Consider the following 15,020-nt stretch of genomic DNA (forward strand, 5'->3'; position numbering starts at 1 on the left):
GCACCCGCGATCCTTCAGGCGGCAGCGGGAATCGACGATCAGCCGCCCGGCGTGCCCGCGTCTGCCTCCCGCACGGCGTCGACGAGCGCCCGCCACGGACCCTGCAGGTGCTCCTCGGGGATCACCTGCTCGTGGCGCTCCCGGCGGATCCGCACCTCGATCCGCCAGACGAAACGGTCGGCGCCGGTGCCGGCGGGGGGTTTCTGGTCCCACGGACAGCGTTCGACGAGAAGCATCCAGTGCTCGCTCTCGCTGCCGGACGGCTGGACGCTCCATCGCCGGGTCATCCCGGCGATCCCGCCGCTGCGGGCGACGCGGATCGCGACGTCGTCGTCGCCGGCGGCATCGGAGTCGGCGGGAACGCCGACGGGCGGATCAGCCGGAGGTTCGTTCATCGCCTGTCGCCGATCCCGTTGCGCTGCCGACCCCGGCCTTGATCACGCCGACCGAGGTCCATGCCATGCGCGCAGCGTCGCCGGTCGCTGCGCTCACCGCGTCCGCCTCTCTGATCGTCGCGTTCGCGAACTGCGCGAACGTCGCCGACGACGACAGCCTCCCGGTGAGCGCGCGGTACCAGACCGATCCGGCGGTCTCCCACGCGTGACCCCCGAGCTCCACGGCGAACAACGCGAACGCCCGGTTCGGGATGCCCGAATTCATGTGCACCCCGCCGTTGTCGTCGGTGGTCTTGACGTAGCCGCTCATGTCGGCCGGCTGCGGATCCTTGCCGAGCTCCGGGTCGTCGTAGGCCGTGCCCGGATGCAGCATCGATCGCAGCGCCTTGCCGTGCACGGCAGGGGTGAAGATGCCCGCACCGATGAGCCAGGTCGCCTGATCCGCAGTCTGGCCCTGCAGGTGCTGCTCGGTGAGGGCGCCGAACACGTCGGCGATCGACTCGTTGAGCGCCCCGGGCTGACCCTGGTACTCCAGGGCGGCGGTGTACTGCACCACGCCGTGCCCGAGCTCGTGTCCGATCACGCTGGTCGCGCCGGTGAAGCCTTGGAACACTTGGCCATCGCCGTCGCCGAACACCATGCGCTCACCGTTCCAGAACGCGTTGTCGTAACCGGATCCGTAGTGCACCGTCGCATCCAGCGGCAGGCCTTGGCCGTCGACCGAGTTGCGCTGGAAGGCGTCGAGCAGCATCTGGAACGTCGCGCCGAGCCCGTCGAACGCCTGGTTCACGGCGACGTCGGCGACGGTCGGCTCGTCCTCCGTGCGTACCACCGTGCCGGGCAGGGTCTCCGCGCCGTGCGCGTCGCTGATGGTGCGATTCGGTGCGGCCTCGACCGTGGCGACGAGCGTGCCGTTCTCGTCGATGGAGAGCTGCAGCTGCGCGCGGTGCTGCGCCGGTGCCGGCGCGATCAGGGTCTGCCTGGCCGCTTCGGCGGCCTGCGTGTATCGCTCTGACTCAGCGAGCTTCGCCAGCAGATAGGACGGGATGATGCCCTGGTGGATCGGGCCCCGCCGACCTGTCGTCTGCGGCCCCCCGCGACCTTCGTGAATCGTCATGACGTCCTCCGTTCCGCTCCGTGTGTTCGACGATACGCCGGGTCGCCGACACCGGCGCGGAGAGCGCGGAGAACCGCGGAGAGGTTGACGGAGCGGCGCCGCCGGGCTAGAGCCGAGTCAGCCCGGACACGACGACGACGGCCTCGCCGGCCTCATCGGAGGCGTCGAGATCCACCATCGCGGAGATCCGCCAGTCGTGGTCGCCGGCGGGATCGTCGAGGATCTGCTGCACGGCCCACGCCCGCGCGGGGCGTTCGTGGTCGGGCCCGCCGGTCTCGTCGATGATGAGCAGTGCCGCGCTGCGAGCATCGGCGCCGGTGCGGATCTCGTCGTGCTCGGCGAAGTAGGCGTCGAGGGCGGCATCCCAGCCATCGGCGCCGAACTCCGGATCCAGTGCGGCGAGGGCGTCCAGATCCTCTCGTGCGGCGAGCTGCACGCGGCGGAACAGCTCGTTGCGCACCAGGATCCGGAAGGCTCGGACATTCGTCGTGAGCCGCTTCGGCGCCGGCGGCACGACCGGCTCGTCGGTGTGCGAGACGGGATGGCCCGAGATGAGCTCCTCCCACTCGTCGAGCAACGAGGAGTCGACCTGGCGGACCAGCTCGCCGAGCCACTCGATGAGGTCGCGCAGCTCCTCGGTCTTCAGGTGCTCGGGGATGGTCTGCGACGCCGCGCGGTAGGCGTCGGAGAGGTAGCGCAGCACGACGCCCTCGGAGCGTGCGACCTTGTACAGCGCGACGTATTCCCCGAACGACATGGCGCGCTCATACATGTCGCGGACGACCGACTTCGGGTGCAGCTCGAAGTCGCGGATCCACGGCTGGGCGGCGCTGAAGGTCTCGAACGCGGCCGACAGCAGCTCCTCGAGCGGCTTCGGATAGGTGATCTCCTCGAGCGCCTCCATGCGCTCGTCGTACTCCATGCCCTCGCGCTTCATCGCCGCCACGGCCTCGCCGCGGGCGACGAACTCCTGTTGGCTGAGGATCGCGCGCGGGTCGTCGAGGGTCGCTTCCACGATCGAGAGCATGTCGAGCGCGAAGGTCGAGGAATGCGGAGCCGCGGGAGCGGATCCCTCGGTCCCTGAGCCCGTCGAAGGGTCGAGCAGCTCGAAGGCCGCCAGTGCGAACGGCGACAGTGGTTGGTTCAGCGCGAAGTTCGGCTGCAGGTCGACCGTGAGGCGCACCCTCCCGTCGGGGTCCCGCTCGACGATCCCCGACTCCCGCAGCGTCCTGTAGATCCCCAGCGCCCGCAACGCCAGGATCCTCTGCTTCTGCCGGGGCTCGTGGTTGTCATATACCAGTGCGCGCATATTGGCGAAGACGTCGCCACCGCGGCCGACCACGTTCAGCATCATGGCGCTCGTGATCTGCATGTGCGACGACAGCGTCTCGGGCTCGGCGGCGATGAGCTTCTGGAACGACGGCTCACCCCAGGACACGAAGCCGTCGGGCGCCTTCTTGCGGATGATCTTGCGCTTCTTCTTCGGATCGTCGCCGGCCTTGCGGATCGCGGCGATGTTCTCGCTCTCGTGCTCAGGAGCCTGCGCGACGACCGTGCCGGCGGTGTCGAAGCCGGCCCGCCCGGCCCGGCCGGCGATCTGGTGGAACTCGCGGGCGTTGAGCTGGCGCATCCGCGTGCCGTCGAACTTGGTGAGCGCCGTGAGCAGCACCGTGCGGATGGGCACATTGATGCCGACCCCGAGGGTGTCCGTGCCGCAGATGACGCGCAGGAGCCCGCGCTGCGCCAGCTGCTCGACGAGGCGCCGGTACTTCGGCAGCATGCCGGCGTGGTGCACGCCGATGCCGAGACGGAGGAGGCGTGCCAGGGTCTTGCCGAACGACGTGGTGAAGCGGAACCCGCCGATGAGCTCGGCGATCTCGTCGCGCTGCTCGCGGGTGGCGACCTTCGCGCTTGCGAGGGCCTGGGCGCGCTCCATCGCCGCGGCCTGCGAGAAGTGCACGATGTAGACGGGCGCACGGTCGGTGTGCAGCAGATCCTCGATCGTCTCGTGGATCGGCGTCGTCTCGTAGAAGAAGTGCAGAGGAACGGGCCGCTCCACACCCGTGACCACGGCCGTCTCGCGGCCGGTGCGGCGGGTGAGGTCGGCGGCGAGATCGGTCACGTCGCCGAGCGTGGCCGACATCAGGATGAACTGCGCCTGCGGCAGCGTGAGCAGCGGCACCTGCCAGGCCCAGCCGCGGTCGGGGTCGCCGTAGAAATGGAACTCGTCCATGACGACCTGGCCGACCTCGGCGTCGGGCCCCTGGCGCAGGGCCAGGTTGGCGAGGATCTCCGCCGTGCAGCAGACGATCGGCGCGTCCGCGTTCACGGCGGAGTCGCCGGTGACCATGCCGACGTTCTCGGCGCCGAACACCTCGACCAGGCTGAAGAACTTCTCGCTGACCAGCGCCTTGATGGGGGCGGTGTAGTAGGTGCGGCGCCCATCGGCGAGGGCGGCGAAATGCGCGGCGACCGCGACGAGGGACTTGCCGGTGCCGGTCGGGGTGCTGAGGATCAGGTTCTGCCCCGAGACGATCTCGATGACGGCCTCGTCCTGCGCCGGGTAGAGCGAGATCCCGCTCTCCTCGACCCATTCGACGAACGCGAGGTAGACGGCGTCGGGATCCGGATCCCCCGCAGCCGGGCGGACGACGGACGGATCGAGGCGCGCAGACATGATGTGTCGATCATCCCACCCGGGGGCGGCCGATGCGGGTCGTACCGTGCTCAGGATGGAATGCTCCGGATCGGCGGAAGGAGGCCGAGATCACGGGGATCCACGGAATCCCTCCTGAGTTCGGAACCGTGGCCGGCGCGCACCGGTGCAACGGGCGGGCGGTCAGGCCTTCTTCACGAGGCTCGACTTCAGAAGCATGGCGCCGAAGCCGTCGATCTTGCAGTCGATGTCATGGCCGTTCACCGGATCGATCAGGCGGATTCCCCGCACCTTGGTGCCGGCCTTGATGCCCTGCGGGGACCCTTTGACCTTGATCGACGTCGTGACGACGACCGTGTCGCCGTCGGCCAGCACATTCCCGACGGCGTCCTTCACGACGCTCTCGTTGGCGCCCTCGGCGGACGCGACGGCGTCGCCGCCGACACCCGGTGCCCACTCGTGGCCGCACATCGGGCACACCAGCAGCGGGCCCATCTCGTAGGCGTGCTCGCTGGAGCACTCGGGGCAGAGGGGGAAGGGCTCGGACATGCTCGGGATTCTATCGCGATATGATGAAACCATCACATCAGGACCCGCAGCGCGGGTGCGCCGGAGGGAGAACGCCGATGCTCAGCGACCCGAGCCGCCCGCTGTATGAGGTGAAGGCGGGCCTGTTCAAGGGCCTCGCCCACCCGATCCGGATCCGCATCCTCGAGGTGCTGTCCGCGGCGCCCGAGGCCTCGGTCACCGAGCTGCTCGCCGCTACCGAGCTCGAAGCCTCGCACGTGTCTCAGCATCTCGCCGTGCTGCGCGGCAACCGCCTCGTGGTGTCCGAGCGGCGTGGCAGCCTCGTCTACTACCGCCTCGCCTATCCGCAGGTGGCCGACCTGCTGCGGGTCGCCCGCGCCCTGCTCGGTGAGATCCTGCAGACGACGCAGCAGCAGCTGGTGGAGCAGAACGGCCTGCCCGCGATCCCCGACACCGTTCCGGAGGCGGAGCCCGCCGGGACCGCTCGATGAGCGCTCGTCCCCGGTCCACCGCCCTTCTCGCGCTGCTGCCCTCGGCGGCCGACTACCGCGACCTCCGGCGCACTTGGCGGGGAGACCTCCTCGCTGGCGTCACGGTCGGCATCGTCGCGCTGCCGCTGGCCCTCGCCTTCGGCGTCAGTTCGGGCGCGGGCGCCGAGAGCGGCCTGGTCACCGCGATCATCGCAGGAGTCGTGGCGGCGGTGTTCGGCGGCTCCAACGTTCAGGTGTCGGGGCCGACCGGGGCGATGGTCGTCGTGCTCGCCCCTATCGTCGCGGCGCACGGCGCCGGCGCGCTCGCGCTGGTCTGCCTGCTCGCCGGGTTCATCGTGCTGGCCGCCGGGGTTCTGCGGCTGGGGCGCACCGTCTCGTACATCCCGTGGCCGGTGATCGAGGGGTTCACACTCGGCATCGCGGTGATCATCTTCCTTCAGCAGGTGCCCACGGCGACCGGGTCCCACAGTGCGAAGAACGCGAACGCCGCCGTCGCGGCCGTCGAAACGCTGCTGGCCACGCAGTCGCCGAAGCTCGGCTGGTCGCTGATGCTGGTCGCGATCGTCGTCGCGGTCATGCTGGTCTCTCTGCGAATCCATCCGCGCTTCCCCGGGTCTCTCGTCGCGATCGTGATCACCGCCGTCGCCGCCGCGGTGTTCGGCCTGCCGGTGGACACCATCGGGGCCCTGCCGCCCGGCCTGCCGGCGCCGGCGCTGCCCTCCTTCGACGTCGCCTCGATCTCCGCCCTGATCGGGCCGGCGGCCGCAGTGGCTGCACTTGCGGCGATCGAGTCCCTGCTGTCGGCCAGGGTCGCCTCGACGCTCGCCGACACCGGGCCGTACGACGCCGATCGCGAACTCGTCGGACAAGGTCTCGCCTCGATCGCCGCCGGGCTGTTCGGCGGCATGCCGGCCACGGGAGCGATCGCCCGCACCGCGGTCGGGGTGCGGGCCGGGGCGCGCACCCGGCTCGCCGCGATCACGCATGGCGTGCTGCTCCTGGCGATCGTGCTGGTCGGATCGGCAGTGGTCTCCCGCATCCCTCTGGCGGCGCTCGCGGGTGTGCTCATGGTCACCGCATGCCGGATGATCACCCCGCGCACCGTCCGCACCATCCTGCGTGCCTCACGCTCCGATGCGATCGTGTTCTGCCTCACCGCGATCGTGACGGTGAGCGTCGACCTCATCTACGCGGTGCTCATCGGCCTGCTCGTGGCGGGGTTCTTCGCGCTGCACCAGCTGGCCCGCACCAGCGGCGTGCATCGCGAGGAACTGCCGGGGCCGGCCCAGCCGGGCGATGAGCGCATCGCCGTGTTCCGGCTGGAGGGGGCGCTGTTCTTCGGTGCGGCCGAGCGCACGCTCGAGCGGGTCGCGGGGTTGCGCGACGTGGAGGTCGTGATCCTGCGGATGTCGCAGCTGCAGCTGCTCGACGCGACTGGCGCGCAGGTGGTGACCGAGCTCATCGCCTCCCTCGAGCGCCGCGGCATCGCCGTACTGGTGAAGGGGATCCGCCCCGTGCACCGCGACATCGCCGAGCGCGTCGGCGTGGTCTCTTCGCTGCGGCACCAGAACCATCTCTTCGACGATCTCGGATCCGCCGTCGCACATGCGCGCAGCCACGTCGTGCGCGGCCCCGGCGTGGGCTGACCCGCGCGGCGGCAGGCGGCAGCGGCTCAGCCCGCGGTCGCCGCTTCCAGGGCGATGCGCACCATGTCGCCGAAGCTCTGCTCGCGTTCCAGGGCAGTGGTCTCCTCGTGCGTGACGAGGTGGTCGGACACGGTGCAGATGCTGAGCGCGCGGCGGCCGTAGTACGCGGCGAGCGTGTAGAGCGCGCTGGTCTCCATCTCGACGGCGAGCGCGCCGTGTTGCACGAACGGCTCGGTGAGCTCGGGGCGGGTGCTGTAGAACTGGTCGCTCGAGAACAGCAGGCCGACGTGCACGGCGTGCTCGAGATCCATCCGCTCGCTCGCCTCGACGGCGCGGCGCAGCAGGGAGAAGTCGGCCACGGGCGCGTAGTCCTGGCCGTGGAAGCGGATCCGGTTGATCCCGGAATCGGTGCAGGCGCCGTTCGCGATGATGATGTCGCGCATGCCGACCTTCTCGGTGAGCGCGCCGCAGGAGCCGACCCGCACGACGGCCTGCACGTCGTAGTCCTGGAACAGCTCGTTCGCGTAGATCGACATCGATGGCTGGCCCATGCCGGATCCCTGCACCGAGACGCGGTGTCCCTGCCAGGTGCCGGTGAAGCCGAGCATGCCACGGACCTCGCTGTAGAGCTCTGCGCCCTCGAGGAAGTTCTCGGCGATCCACTTCGCTCGCAGCGGATCGCCGGGGAAGAGGACAACGGGTGCGATCTGACCGGGCGCGGCGGCGATGTGCGTGCTCATGGCATCAGGGTATGCGGGGGGATCCGTTCCCTGGTCGCGGATTGCGGCCTTCATGCCCGCATTACCGCAATCTGCGACCGGTGAACGGGCCCCGATCGGCCTCGTGCGGATCCGGTCATACCGGGCTCTTCCTGGCGAGCGAGCACGCCCCGCTCAGCCCTGGCGGGGCACCATCTCCGCGATCCAGAGCGGGGCGAACGGCGAGGTGCAGTTCGGCGGCGTGGGATAGTCGGCGAGCACCTGCAGGCGCTCGCCGATCGCGATCGCACGGTCGCGCAGGGCGGCGTGGTGGATGCCGATCGTGGCGAGGGTCTCGTTCATCGCCCACTGCTCGCGGGCGGGGGCGGCGGCCAGTTCGCGCTCGATCCGATCCAGGAGCGCGTCGAGGTCGAGGCCGTCCGGAGTCTTCGCGACCCGGGCGCTCGTGAGCGACCAGGCCGCGGCGCGGGCATCGGGCTCGGCATCGTCCAGCCAGCGCAGGCGCAGCTCCTCCGCGTGCGGTGACTTCTTCACGAGGTAGGCGACGAGCCAGTCGTGCGCCTTGGCGCTCTGCGTGGCGCGCACCATGCGGTCGAGCTCGCCGGCCGCGAGAGCGCGGGGCTTCGCGACCAGGATCCCGAGGAGCTGTCCGGCCACATCGCCGCAGTCGTACAGCTCGCGGGCGAGCCCGGGATCCGTGCCGATCCGCTTCGCGAGCGCGCGCATCCGCGACAGGTTCACGCCGTGCGCGTCGCCGTGCCGCTCGTTGACGGCGCGAGCCTTCGGATCCTCCAGCGCGGCCAGTTCGGCGAGAGCCTCGGGCAGGGTGGTCGACATGCCGCCAGCCTATGTCGCGCGAAACTCAGTCGATTCGGGCGGTAGGGCGTCCAGCGTTGCGAATTCGCCCTGAATCGACTGAGTTTCGCACCGAACCCCGCTCGCAGGCGCGCCTCAGAGGTGCGGTGAGCAAGAATGGTGACGCAAACATCGTGCCGCACCCCCGAGGAGAGCCATGACCGAGTCCCCGCGCGCCGCGCTCACCTACGAGGACGGCGCGCTGCTGCGCCAGGGGAAGCCGTTCCGGATGCTCTCCGGCGCCGTGCACTATTTCCGCATCCACCCGGACCAGTGGGAGGACCGGTTGCGCCGCCTCGCCGCGATGGGCGCGAACACGGTCGACACCTACATTCCGTGGAACTTCCACGAGCGGGTCGAGGGCGCGGTCGACTTCACCGGCTGGCGCGACGCGGAGCGGTTCATCCGGCTCGCCGGCGAGATCGGGCTCGACGTCTTCGTGCGCCCGAGCCCCTACATCTGCGCGGAATGGTCGAACGGGGGGATCCCGTTCTGGCTGAGCGGGCGCACGCGCGCCCTGCGCACGAGCGATCCCGTCTTCCTCGCCGCGGTCGATGCCTGGTACGACGCGCTGATCCCGCGGCTCGCCGCGCTGCAGGCCGCACACGGCGGGCCGATCACCGCCGTGCAGATCGAGAACGAGTACGGATCCTTCGGCAGTGACCACGACTACCTCGTGCACCTGCGCGACGGGTTGCGTGCGAGGGGCATGGTCGAGCTGCTCACCACGGCCGACGGCACGACGGCGGACATGGTTCGCAACGGCAGCGTCGAGGGCGCGATGGGCTCGTTCACCTTCGGCACCGGCGTCGCGGAGGCGGAGCGCCTGCGCGTGCCGGACCAGGCGCTGCTCTGCGCCGAGCTGTGGGGCGGCTGGTTCGACCACTGGGGTGAGCAGCACCACGTGCGCTCTGCGGCGAGCATGATCGGCACCGTGGAGGAGCTGCTGGCCGAGGGCGGATCCGTCAGCCTCTACATGGCGCACGGCGGCACGAACTTCGGCCTCTGGGCGGGGGCCAACCACGACGGCGTGCTGCAGCCGACCGTCACGAGCTACGACTCGGACGCGCCGATCGGCGAGGACGGATCGCTGAACGACAAGTTCCATGCGCTGCGGGCGGCGTTCGCCCCGTTCCACGACGGCGACCTGCCAGAGGTCCCGGATCCGCTCCGGCGGCAGGCGGCGGCATCCGCCCCGCTGGTGCCGGTCGCCTCGCTGCTCGACGTCGTGCGTGCGGTTCCTGCGGGCGTCACCGCTCCGATGCCGCTCACGTTCGAGGAGCTCGGCGCCGAGGACGGGCTGGTCGCCTACCAGGCCGAGATCTCCTACGTTCCGGGGGCGGCGCTGACCGTCGACGTGCTGCATGACCGGGCTGTCGTCTTCCTGGACGGCGTGCGCCTCGGCGCGCTCGAGCGTGACGGAGAGCAAACTCTGGACCTGCCCGGGACTGGCGGACCCGGCCTGCTCACGCTCGTCGTGGAGAGCCGGGGACGCGTCAACTACGGCCCGCACACCGGCGAGGGCAAGGGCATCATGGCGGGCGTGCGGGTCGGGCGCCGCTTCGCGCACGGCTGGACCCACCGGGTCCTCCCGCAGGACGCGCCTGCCGATCCGGAGGGCGCCGTGGCATCCGGAGTCGACGCGGCCGACGGTCTCGCCGTCGCCGTGTTCGACGTCGCCGATCCCGCTGACGCCTGGCTCGCCTTCCCGGGCGGCGAGAACGGCATGGTGTGGCTGAACGGTTTCCTGCTCGGCCGGTATCGTGCGGCCGGCCCGCAGGTCACGCTGTACGCCCCCGGACCGCTGTGGCGGGCGGGACGCAACGAGATCCGCGTGCTGGACACCGACGGGATCGGATCCGCCGTCGAGATCCGCGAGGAGCCCGACTTCGGCCCGGTGGAGGAGTTCATCGGAGCCTGAGCAGATACGACCCCGGCGCGGGGCTCGCGGATCAGGCCTCGTCGCGCAGGCCGGCGCGGATGCGGCGCAGATCCTCGGTGAGGGATCCGATCAGCACCCAATTGCGCGACGAGGGCGGACGGATGTCCAGCGGCGAGGTGAGCGCCGGGATGGCGGAGGTCAGCGCCTCGGGCTCCGGAACCACCTCCGCGAGCTGGACGGCGAGGCGCACGTCGTGGGCCGCGCGGTGCATCTGATCGGCGATCGCGGCGACCGAGGGCTCCGCGGGGAGCGTGTCGTCGTACTGGTCGACGAAGGCGCGGGTCATCCCGATCACTTGCGTCACGATCGGGCCGAGGCGCTCCAGCAGCGCGCGCATCGCGGCGAGCTCCGGGCGGTGGCGTGACCCGAGCGGGTTCAGCGTGAGCGACTCCTCCCCGGCGGTGAGCGAGGCGTCGGCGGCGTCCTTCATCGGGCGCAGCAGTCGCGCCTCGAGCATGAGCTCCTGCAGGCGCGCGGGGCTCTGCTCTGCGGTGATCGCATCGGCCAGGCGGTCGAGGGTGGCGGCGAGCTCTCCGCCGAGCAGAGCCAGATCGCGGCGCACCGGGGCGACCAGTACCGGCGGCACCACGACGACGTTCACTACGAAGCCGATCGCCGCGCCGATCAGGGTCTCCAGGATCCGGTCCACGGCGTAGTCGGGGCTCGCCGAACCGAGCGCCAGCACGAGCATCGCCGAGATCGCCACCTGATTCGCGGTGCCTGGGGTGGCCTTGAACGACCACGCCACCACCATCGCCACGACCACCGCGAGCAGCACGACCCAGCTGAGCCCGCCGAGCGCGAGGCTCAGCAGCACTGCGATCACGACGCCCGCGATCACGCCGATGCTGCGCTCCACGGCCTTCGCGAACGACTGGTTCACGCTCGGCTGCACCACGAGCAGGGCGGCGATCGCTGCGAACACGGGCAGGTGCCCCGGCACGAGCCAGCCCGCGATCAGCCAGGCCGCGATGGTCGCCGCTGCCGACTTCGCCACCTGCAGCAGCGGCGCGCGTCGGGCGGCGCGGAGGGCGGCGAGCGGACGCATGGTTCCACGGTAGTCCGCGAGCCTGTGCGCGGCGGGAGGCCGCCCCTCCTTGCCGGTCGCCAGGCATGGCGGTGCGACTCGGATCCGGATCTGAGGTACCCGCGTCGGAAGTTAGGGCATCTGCCCGATGGGGTGAGGGGGCCTTAGCGACGAGCGTATGAGTACCGGAGAAGGAGACATCATGGAACTGAACTACGCGATGAGCTACCGCATCACCACGCTGGAGATCGAGCAGGCGGCGATCCGTGCCGAGCGCGCCAGGATGGCCGCCGAGAACGCGGACATGATCGTGCGCCGCGACGGCATCCTGCGCCGGGCGCTGCGTCGCCTGCAGACCCGCCGCGCCGTGGTCGTGCCGGCCCCTGCAGCCGAGGCGTCTGCGGTCGCCCCCGCCACGCAGGCGGTCGCCCCCGCCCGGGTCGCTGAGCTCGCGCCGGCATCGGACGAGACCCGCGACCGCGAGCTCGTCGGCTGCGTCTCGCACGCCGCATGAGTGCAGTGGCGCCCGAGCCGGCGTCCACCGCCATGGCATCCGCCCTGTCATCGACAGCGGACGCCCCCGAACGCAAGAGCCTCCCGACGACGGATCCGGCACAGGGTCCGCGGTCATCGGGAGGCTCTTCGCCGTCTGCCGAGGCCACCGCCGGTTCTGCCGAGAGCGGCGCCCCGCGCGCAGCGGCGCCCGATGTCCGTGGCTGGTGGCACGATGAAGACATGTCCCTCGCCACCACGTCGGCCGCCATGGTCGGACGCGATGCCGAACTCGCGCTCCTCGACGACGCCCTGCGCCGTGCGGGTGCCGGCGAGTCCGCGTCCGTGCTCGTGGGCGGCGAGGCGGGCATCGGCAAGTCCCGGTTGACGGCCGAGTTCCGCCGCCGCGTGGCGGACGAGGCCACGGTGCTGACGGGCTGGTGCCTGGACTACGGGTCGACGCCGGCGCCCTTCGGCCCGCTTCCGGCGATCCTGCGCGGCGTGCTCGACGAGCTCGGGGATCGCGCCGACGAGGCCGCAGGCCCGGGCCGCGATGCCCTGCAGCTGCTGCTGCCCGAGCGTGCCGTCGGTCCGGTCGACCGCTCGGCGATCCGCCCCGAGGGACTGCGCGAGACGATCGCGAACCTGCTCGAGGCCGCCGCCGCCATCCGTCCCGTGGTGGTCGTGATCGAAGACCTGCACTGGGCCGACGCCGCGACCCTGTCGATGCTGTCCTTCCTGCTCCGCGCCCTCGCGGGCCGCCCCGTGCTGTTCCTGCTCACCTGCCGCATCGACGAGGTGCGCCGCGGCGGAGAGGTGCGCACGTTCCTCGCCGAGGCCGAACGCGCCCGCCTTCTCGATCGGGTCACCCTCGACCGCCTGGACGCGAACGCCGTGCGCGACCTCGTGCAGCGTCTGCGCGGGCCGGTGGGCGACGTCGGCCTGGCCAAGCTCATGGAACGCAGCGAGGGCGTGCCGTTCTTCGTCGAGGAGCTGCTCTGCAACGTGCAGGGCCCCATGCCCGACACCCTGCGGGACGTGCTCCTGGCCCGATTCGACGCCCTCGGCGACGACGCCAAGCGCGTCGTGCGGGTCGCGTCGGGATCCGATGGAGCGATCGCGCACGACCTGCTCGCCACGCTCGCCGGCTTCGGTGATGAGCGCCTCGACGAGGCCGTCCGCGAGGCGATGGGCGCGGGCATCATCGGGGTCGCCGACCGGGAGAGCTACGGTTTCCGGCATGCGCTGTTGCGCGAGGCCGTGCACGACGATCTGCTGCCGGGCGAGCGCGCCCGCCTGCACTGGGCCTACGCCGACGCGCTGGAGGCGGCCGGTGCGGCGCCGTCGACGCTCGCGTTCCACTGGCATCGCGCGCACGACTCACCGCGCGCGCTCGCCGCAGCGGTGACTGCGATGCAGGAGGCGAAGAACAGCTATGCCTTCTCGACCGCGGCGCGGTTCGGGGAACTCGCCCTGGAGTTGTGGGAGCAGGTGCCGGACGCGGCGGAGGTCGCCGGCATCGAACGGATACCGCTGCTCGCCCAGGTCGGATCCATCCTGCGCAACGGCGGCGACGGGGAACGGGCGCTCGCCGTCGTCTCGCTCGCACTCGCCGAGATCGACCCTGCGCGCGTCGACCGCTCCGTGCACGCGCGGCTGCTGCGAGACAAGGCGCTCTACCTGCAGAATCTCGGCCGCGGCGGATCCGTCGATCTGTTCCTGGAGGCGCTCGCGATCATCGAGTCCGAGCCGGGACAGGAGCGGCTGAGAGCTGCCCTGCTGGGCTATCTCGCGGGGCGCTATCTCATCGGAGCCCGGCTGGAGGAGGCGGTCGCGACCGCCGACGAGGCGTTCCGGATGGCGGAGTCGATCGGCTTCGACAACGTGATGTCCGTCGCCGCGAACCTGCGCGGTTGCAGCCGGATCCATCTCGGTCAGGTCGAGGCCGGTCTCGCCGACTTCCGCCTGTCGTGGGAGCATGCGGCCGATCACGACGCGCAGCTGCGCTACCGGGTCAACTACGCCGACAGTCTGAACATGCTCGGCCGTTTCCGCGAGGCCGTCGAGGTCGCAGAGGCCGGTGTGGCGCACTCGCGGACGCTCGGTGTCGAGCGGTCGACCGGCGCCATCCTCTCGCACAACATGGTCGAGCCTCTGCTCGAGCTCGGCGAGATCGACCGCGTGGAGGAGATCTCCGCACGAGAGCTCGCCGTGCGCACGCTGCAGGTCTTCCGGATGTACTCGACGATGTCGCGCATCAGGGCCCTGGTCTGGCGCGGCGAGATGGACGAGGCCGTCCGCGTGCTCGGCGAATGGCGTTCGATCGCCGAGGGCGTCGCCGCCGTCGAACGGCAGGTCTGGTACTCGTTGCACGATGTCGAGATCCTCATCGCCCTCGGACTCGGCGACTCGGTGCGCGCCGCCGCAGAGCTGCGCACGGTCATCGAGGATCCGGGTCAGCGGCTCGCCCTGATGGGGCGGATCCTGCTCGAGGGCGGCCGGGTCGTCGCCGACCTCCGCGCGGACGGACACACCGCGCTGGCCGCGTCGACGGCCGAGCTGGTGCGTGCCCGCTGGCTGTCCCTGCCCGTCGAACTGCAGCACCCGCACTGGGCCGCCGTGCTCACCGCGCTGCTGGACGCGGATCCGGAACGGCTCGAAGCAGCGTTCGCCCTGGTCGACGGCGAGGACGTACCCGCTGTCTTCCGTCCGCTCGTCCGGCTGGAACGCGCCAGGGCGCTCGTGGCGGAGGGCGACAGAGCAGCCGCGGTCGACGTGGTGACCGAAGCCGCTGCGATCGCGGAGAGCCTGGGGCACGATCGGCTGCGCCGGCGCACCGCGGAGTTCATGGATGCGGCGGGGCTCAACCGCACCGCGGCGCGCGGCGTGCAGTCGGTGGAGAGCATCGAGCTCACGGCACGCGAGCAGCAAGTGCTCGACCTGATCGCCGAGGGGCTCAGCAACCGGCAGATCGGCGAGCGGCTGTTCATCAGCGGAAAGACCGCGAGCGTGCACGTCTCCGCGATCCTGCGCAAGCTCGGCGTCTCCAGCCGCACCGAGGCCGCCGTCGCCCAGCGCGTCCGCTGAAGTCCGGCGTCCCGGCCGAGGGTCGGAAACGCCGACGCGGGGCCGCAGAACAGCGCACCGGTCGT

The 15,020-nt window shown here is 71.0% G+C and carries 12 protein-coding genes; 5 read left to right on the forward strand and 7 right to left on the reverse strand.

Features of this window, described 5'->3' with window-relative positions:
- Nucleotides 1-38: 38 nt before the first annotated feature.
- The 4 genes from AC1DCT_RS12430 to AC1DCT_RS12445 form a co-directional block, all read right to left on the reverse strand.
- Nucleotides 39-395: a protealysin inhibitor emfourin gene (locus AC1DCT_RS12430; protein WP_477429526.1), complete on the reverse strand. Its 357-nt coding sequence runs from the start codon at nucleotides 393-395 to the stop codon at nucleotides 39-41.
- Nucleotides 376-1,512, reverse strand: coding sequence for a M4 family metallopeptidase (locus AC1DCT_RS12435; protein WP_477429528.1), 1,137 nt, complete (start codon nucleotides 1,510-1,512; stop codon nucleotides 376-378). Before AC1DCT_RS12435 ends, AC1DCT_RS12430 begins: the two co-directional genes overlap by 20 nt.
- A gap of 106 nt (nucleotides 1,513-1,618) precedes the next feature.
- A complete protein-coding gene (locus tag AC1DCT_RS12440; RefSeq protein ID WP_477429530.1) occupies nucleotides 1,619-4,189 on the reverse strand; it encodes a DEAD/DEAH box helicase in 2,571 nt (856 codons plus the stop codon).
- A 162-nt stretch (nucleotides 4,190-4,351) separates the two neighbouring features.
- The gene (locus AC1DCT_RS12445; RefSeq protein WP_440732978.1) at nucleotides 4,352-4,717 is read right to left on the reverse strand and encodes a zinc ribbon domain-containing protein YjdM; all 366 of its coding nucleotides are present in this window, start codon (nucleotides 4,715-4,717) and stop codon (nucleotides 4,352-4,354) included.
- 77 nt (nucleotides 4,718-4,794) lie between these two features.
- On the opposite strand from AC1DCT_RS12445, the gene AC1DCT_RS12450 reads away from it, so the two are divergent.
- Both AC1DCT_RS12450 and AC1DCT_RS12455 read left to right on the forward strand, forming a co-directional pair.
- Nucleotides 4,795-5,187, forward strand: a complete 393-nt coding sequence (locus AC1DCT_RS12450) for an ArsR/SmtB family transcription factor (protein WP_477429532.1) — start codon at nucleotides 4,795-4,797, stop codon at nucleotides 5,185-5,187.
- The gene (locus tag AC1DCT_RS12455) at nucleotides 5,184-6,833 is read left to right on the forward strand and encodes a SulP family inorganic anion transporter (protein WP_477429534.1); all 1,650 of its coding nucleotides are present in this window, start codon (nucleotides 5,184-5,186) and stop codon (nucleotides 6,831-6,833) included. Before AC1DCT_RS12450 ends, AC1DCT_RS12455 begins: the two co-directional genes overlap by 4 nt.
- Nucleotides 6,834-6,859: 26 nt before the next feature.
- Here the strand turns inward: AC1DCT_RS12455 and deoD are convergent, their stop codons facing one another.
- A complete protein-coding gene (deoD, locus tag AC1DCT_RS12460) occupies nucleotides 6,860-7,573 on the reverse strand; it encodes a purine-nucleoside phosphorylase (protein WP_441977454.1) in 714 nt (237 codons plus the stop codon).
- A gap of 153 nt (nucleotides 7,574-7,726) precedes the next feature.
- Nucleotides 7,727-8,389 (reverse strand): DNA alkylation repair protein, encoded by a 663-nt coding sequence (locus AC1DCT_RS12465; RefSeq protein ID WP_477429536.1) that lies wholly within the window; start codon nucleotides 8,387-8,389, stop codon nucleotides 7,727-7,729.
- 175 nt (nucleotides 8,390-8,564) lie between these two features.
- On the opposite strand from AC1DCT_RS12465, the gene AC1DCT_RS12470 reads away from it, so the two are divergent.
- On the forward strand, nucleotides 8,565-10,328 hold the full coding sequence (locus AC1DCT_RS12470; RefSeq protein ID WP_477429538.1) for a glycoside hydrolase family 35 protein: 1,764 nt from the start codon (nucleotides 8,565-8,567) through the stop codon (nucleotides 10,326-10,328).
- A 31-nt stretch (nucleotides 10,329-10,359) separates the two neighbouring features.
- Here the strand turns inward: AC1DCT_RS12470 and AC1DCT_RS12475 are convergent, their stop codons facing one another.
- Entirely contained in the window at nucleotides 10,360-11,397 is a 1,038-nt protein-coding gene (locus AC1DCT_RS12475) for an FUSC family protein (protein WP_477229810.1), read from the reverse strand.
- A 181-nt stretch (nucleotides 11,398-11,578) separates the two neighbouring features.
- Here AC1DCT_RS12475 and AC1DCT_RS12480 point away from each other — a divergent pair, with 181 nt between their 5' ends.
- Complete coding sequence (locus AC1DCT_RS12480; RefSeq protein ID WP_477429540.1) at nucleotides 11,579-11,890, forward strand: hypothetical protein; 312 nt, start codon at nucleotides 11,579-11,581, stop codon at nucleotides 11,888-11,890.
- Nucleotides 11,891-12,111: 221 nt separating this feature from the next.
- Entirely contained in the window at nucleotides 12,112-14,955 is a 2,844-nt protein-coding gene (locus AC1DCT_RS12485) for a helix-turn-helix transcriptional regulator (RefSeq protein WP_477429541.1), read from the forward strand.
- Nucleotides 14,956-15,020 lie beyond the last annotated feature (65 nt).

This window comes from Microbacterium sp. 10L49 (genome assembly GCF_056395125.1).

What these genes read in the sequence shown, in the direction of transcription:
- AC1DCT_RS12430 (WP_477429526.1), bottom strand. Translation starts at nt 395, where the DNA reads ATGAACGAACCTCCGGCTGATCCGCCCGTCGGCGTTCCCGCCGACTCC.
- AC1DCT_RS12435 (WP_477429528.1), bottom strand. Translation starts at nt 1,512, where the DNA reads ATGACGATTCACGAAGGTCGCGGGGGGCCGCAGACGACAGGTCGGCGG.
- AC1DCT_RS12440 (WP_477429530.1), bottom strand. Translation starts at nt 4,189, where the DNA reads ATGTCTGCGCGCCTCGATCCGTCCGTCGTCCGCCCGGCTGCGGGGGAT.
- AC1DCT_RS12445 (WP_440732978.1), bottom strand. Translation starts at nt 4,717, where the DNA reads ATGTCCGAGCCCTTCCCCCTCTGCCCCGAGTGCTCCAGCGAGCACGCC.
- AC1DCT_RS12450 (WP_477429532.1), top strand. Translation starts at nt 4,795, where the DNA reads ATGCTCAGCGACCCGAGCCGCCCGCTGTATGAGGTGAAGGCGGGCCTG.
- AC1DCT_RS12455 (WP_477429534.1), top strand. Translation starts at nt 5,184, where the DNA reads ATGAGCGCTCGTCCCCGGTCCACCGCCCTTCTCGCGCTGCTGCCCTCG.
- deoD (WP_441977454.1), bottom strand. Translation starts at nt 7,573, where the DNA reads ATGAGCACGCACATCGCCGCCGCGCCCGGTCAGATCGCACCCGTTGTC.
- AC1DCT_RS12465 (WP_477429536.1), bottom strand. Translation starts at nt 8,389, where the DNA reads ATGTCGACCACCCTGCCCGAGGCTCTCGCCGAACTGGCCGCGCTGGAG.
- AC1DCT_RS12470 (WP_477429538.1), top strand. Translation starts at nt 8,565, where the DNA reads ATGACCGAGTCCCCGCGCGCCGCGCTCACCTACGAGGACGGCGCGCTG.
- AC1DCT_RS12475 (WP_477229810.1), bottom strand. Translation starts at nt 11,397, where the DNA reads ATGCGTCCGCTCGCCGCCCTCCGCGCCGCCCGACGCGCGCCGCTGCTG.
- AC1DCT_RS12480 (WP_477429540.1), top strand. Translation starts at nt 11,579, where the DNA reads ATGGAACTGAACTACGCGATGAGCTACCGCATCACCACGCTGGAGATC.
- AC1DCT_RS12485 (WP_477429541.1), top strand. Translation starts at nt 12,112, where the DNA reads ATGTCCCTCGCCACCACGTCGGCCGCCATGGTCGGACGCGATGCCGAA.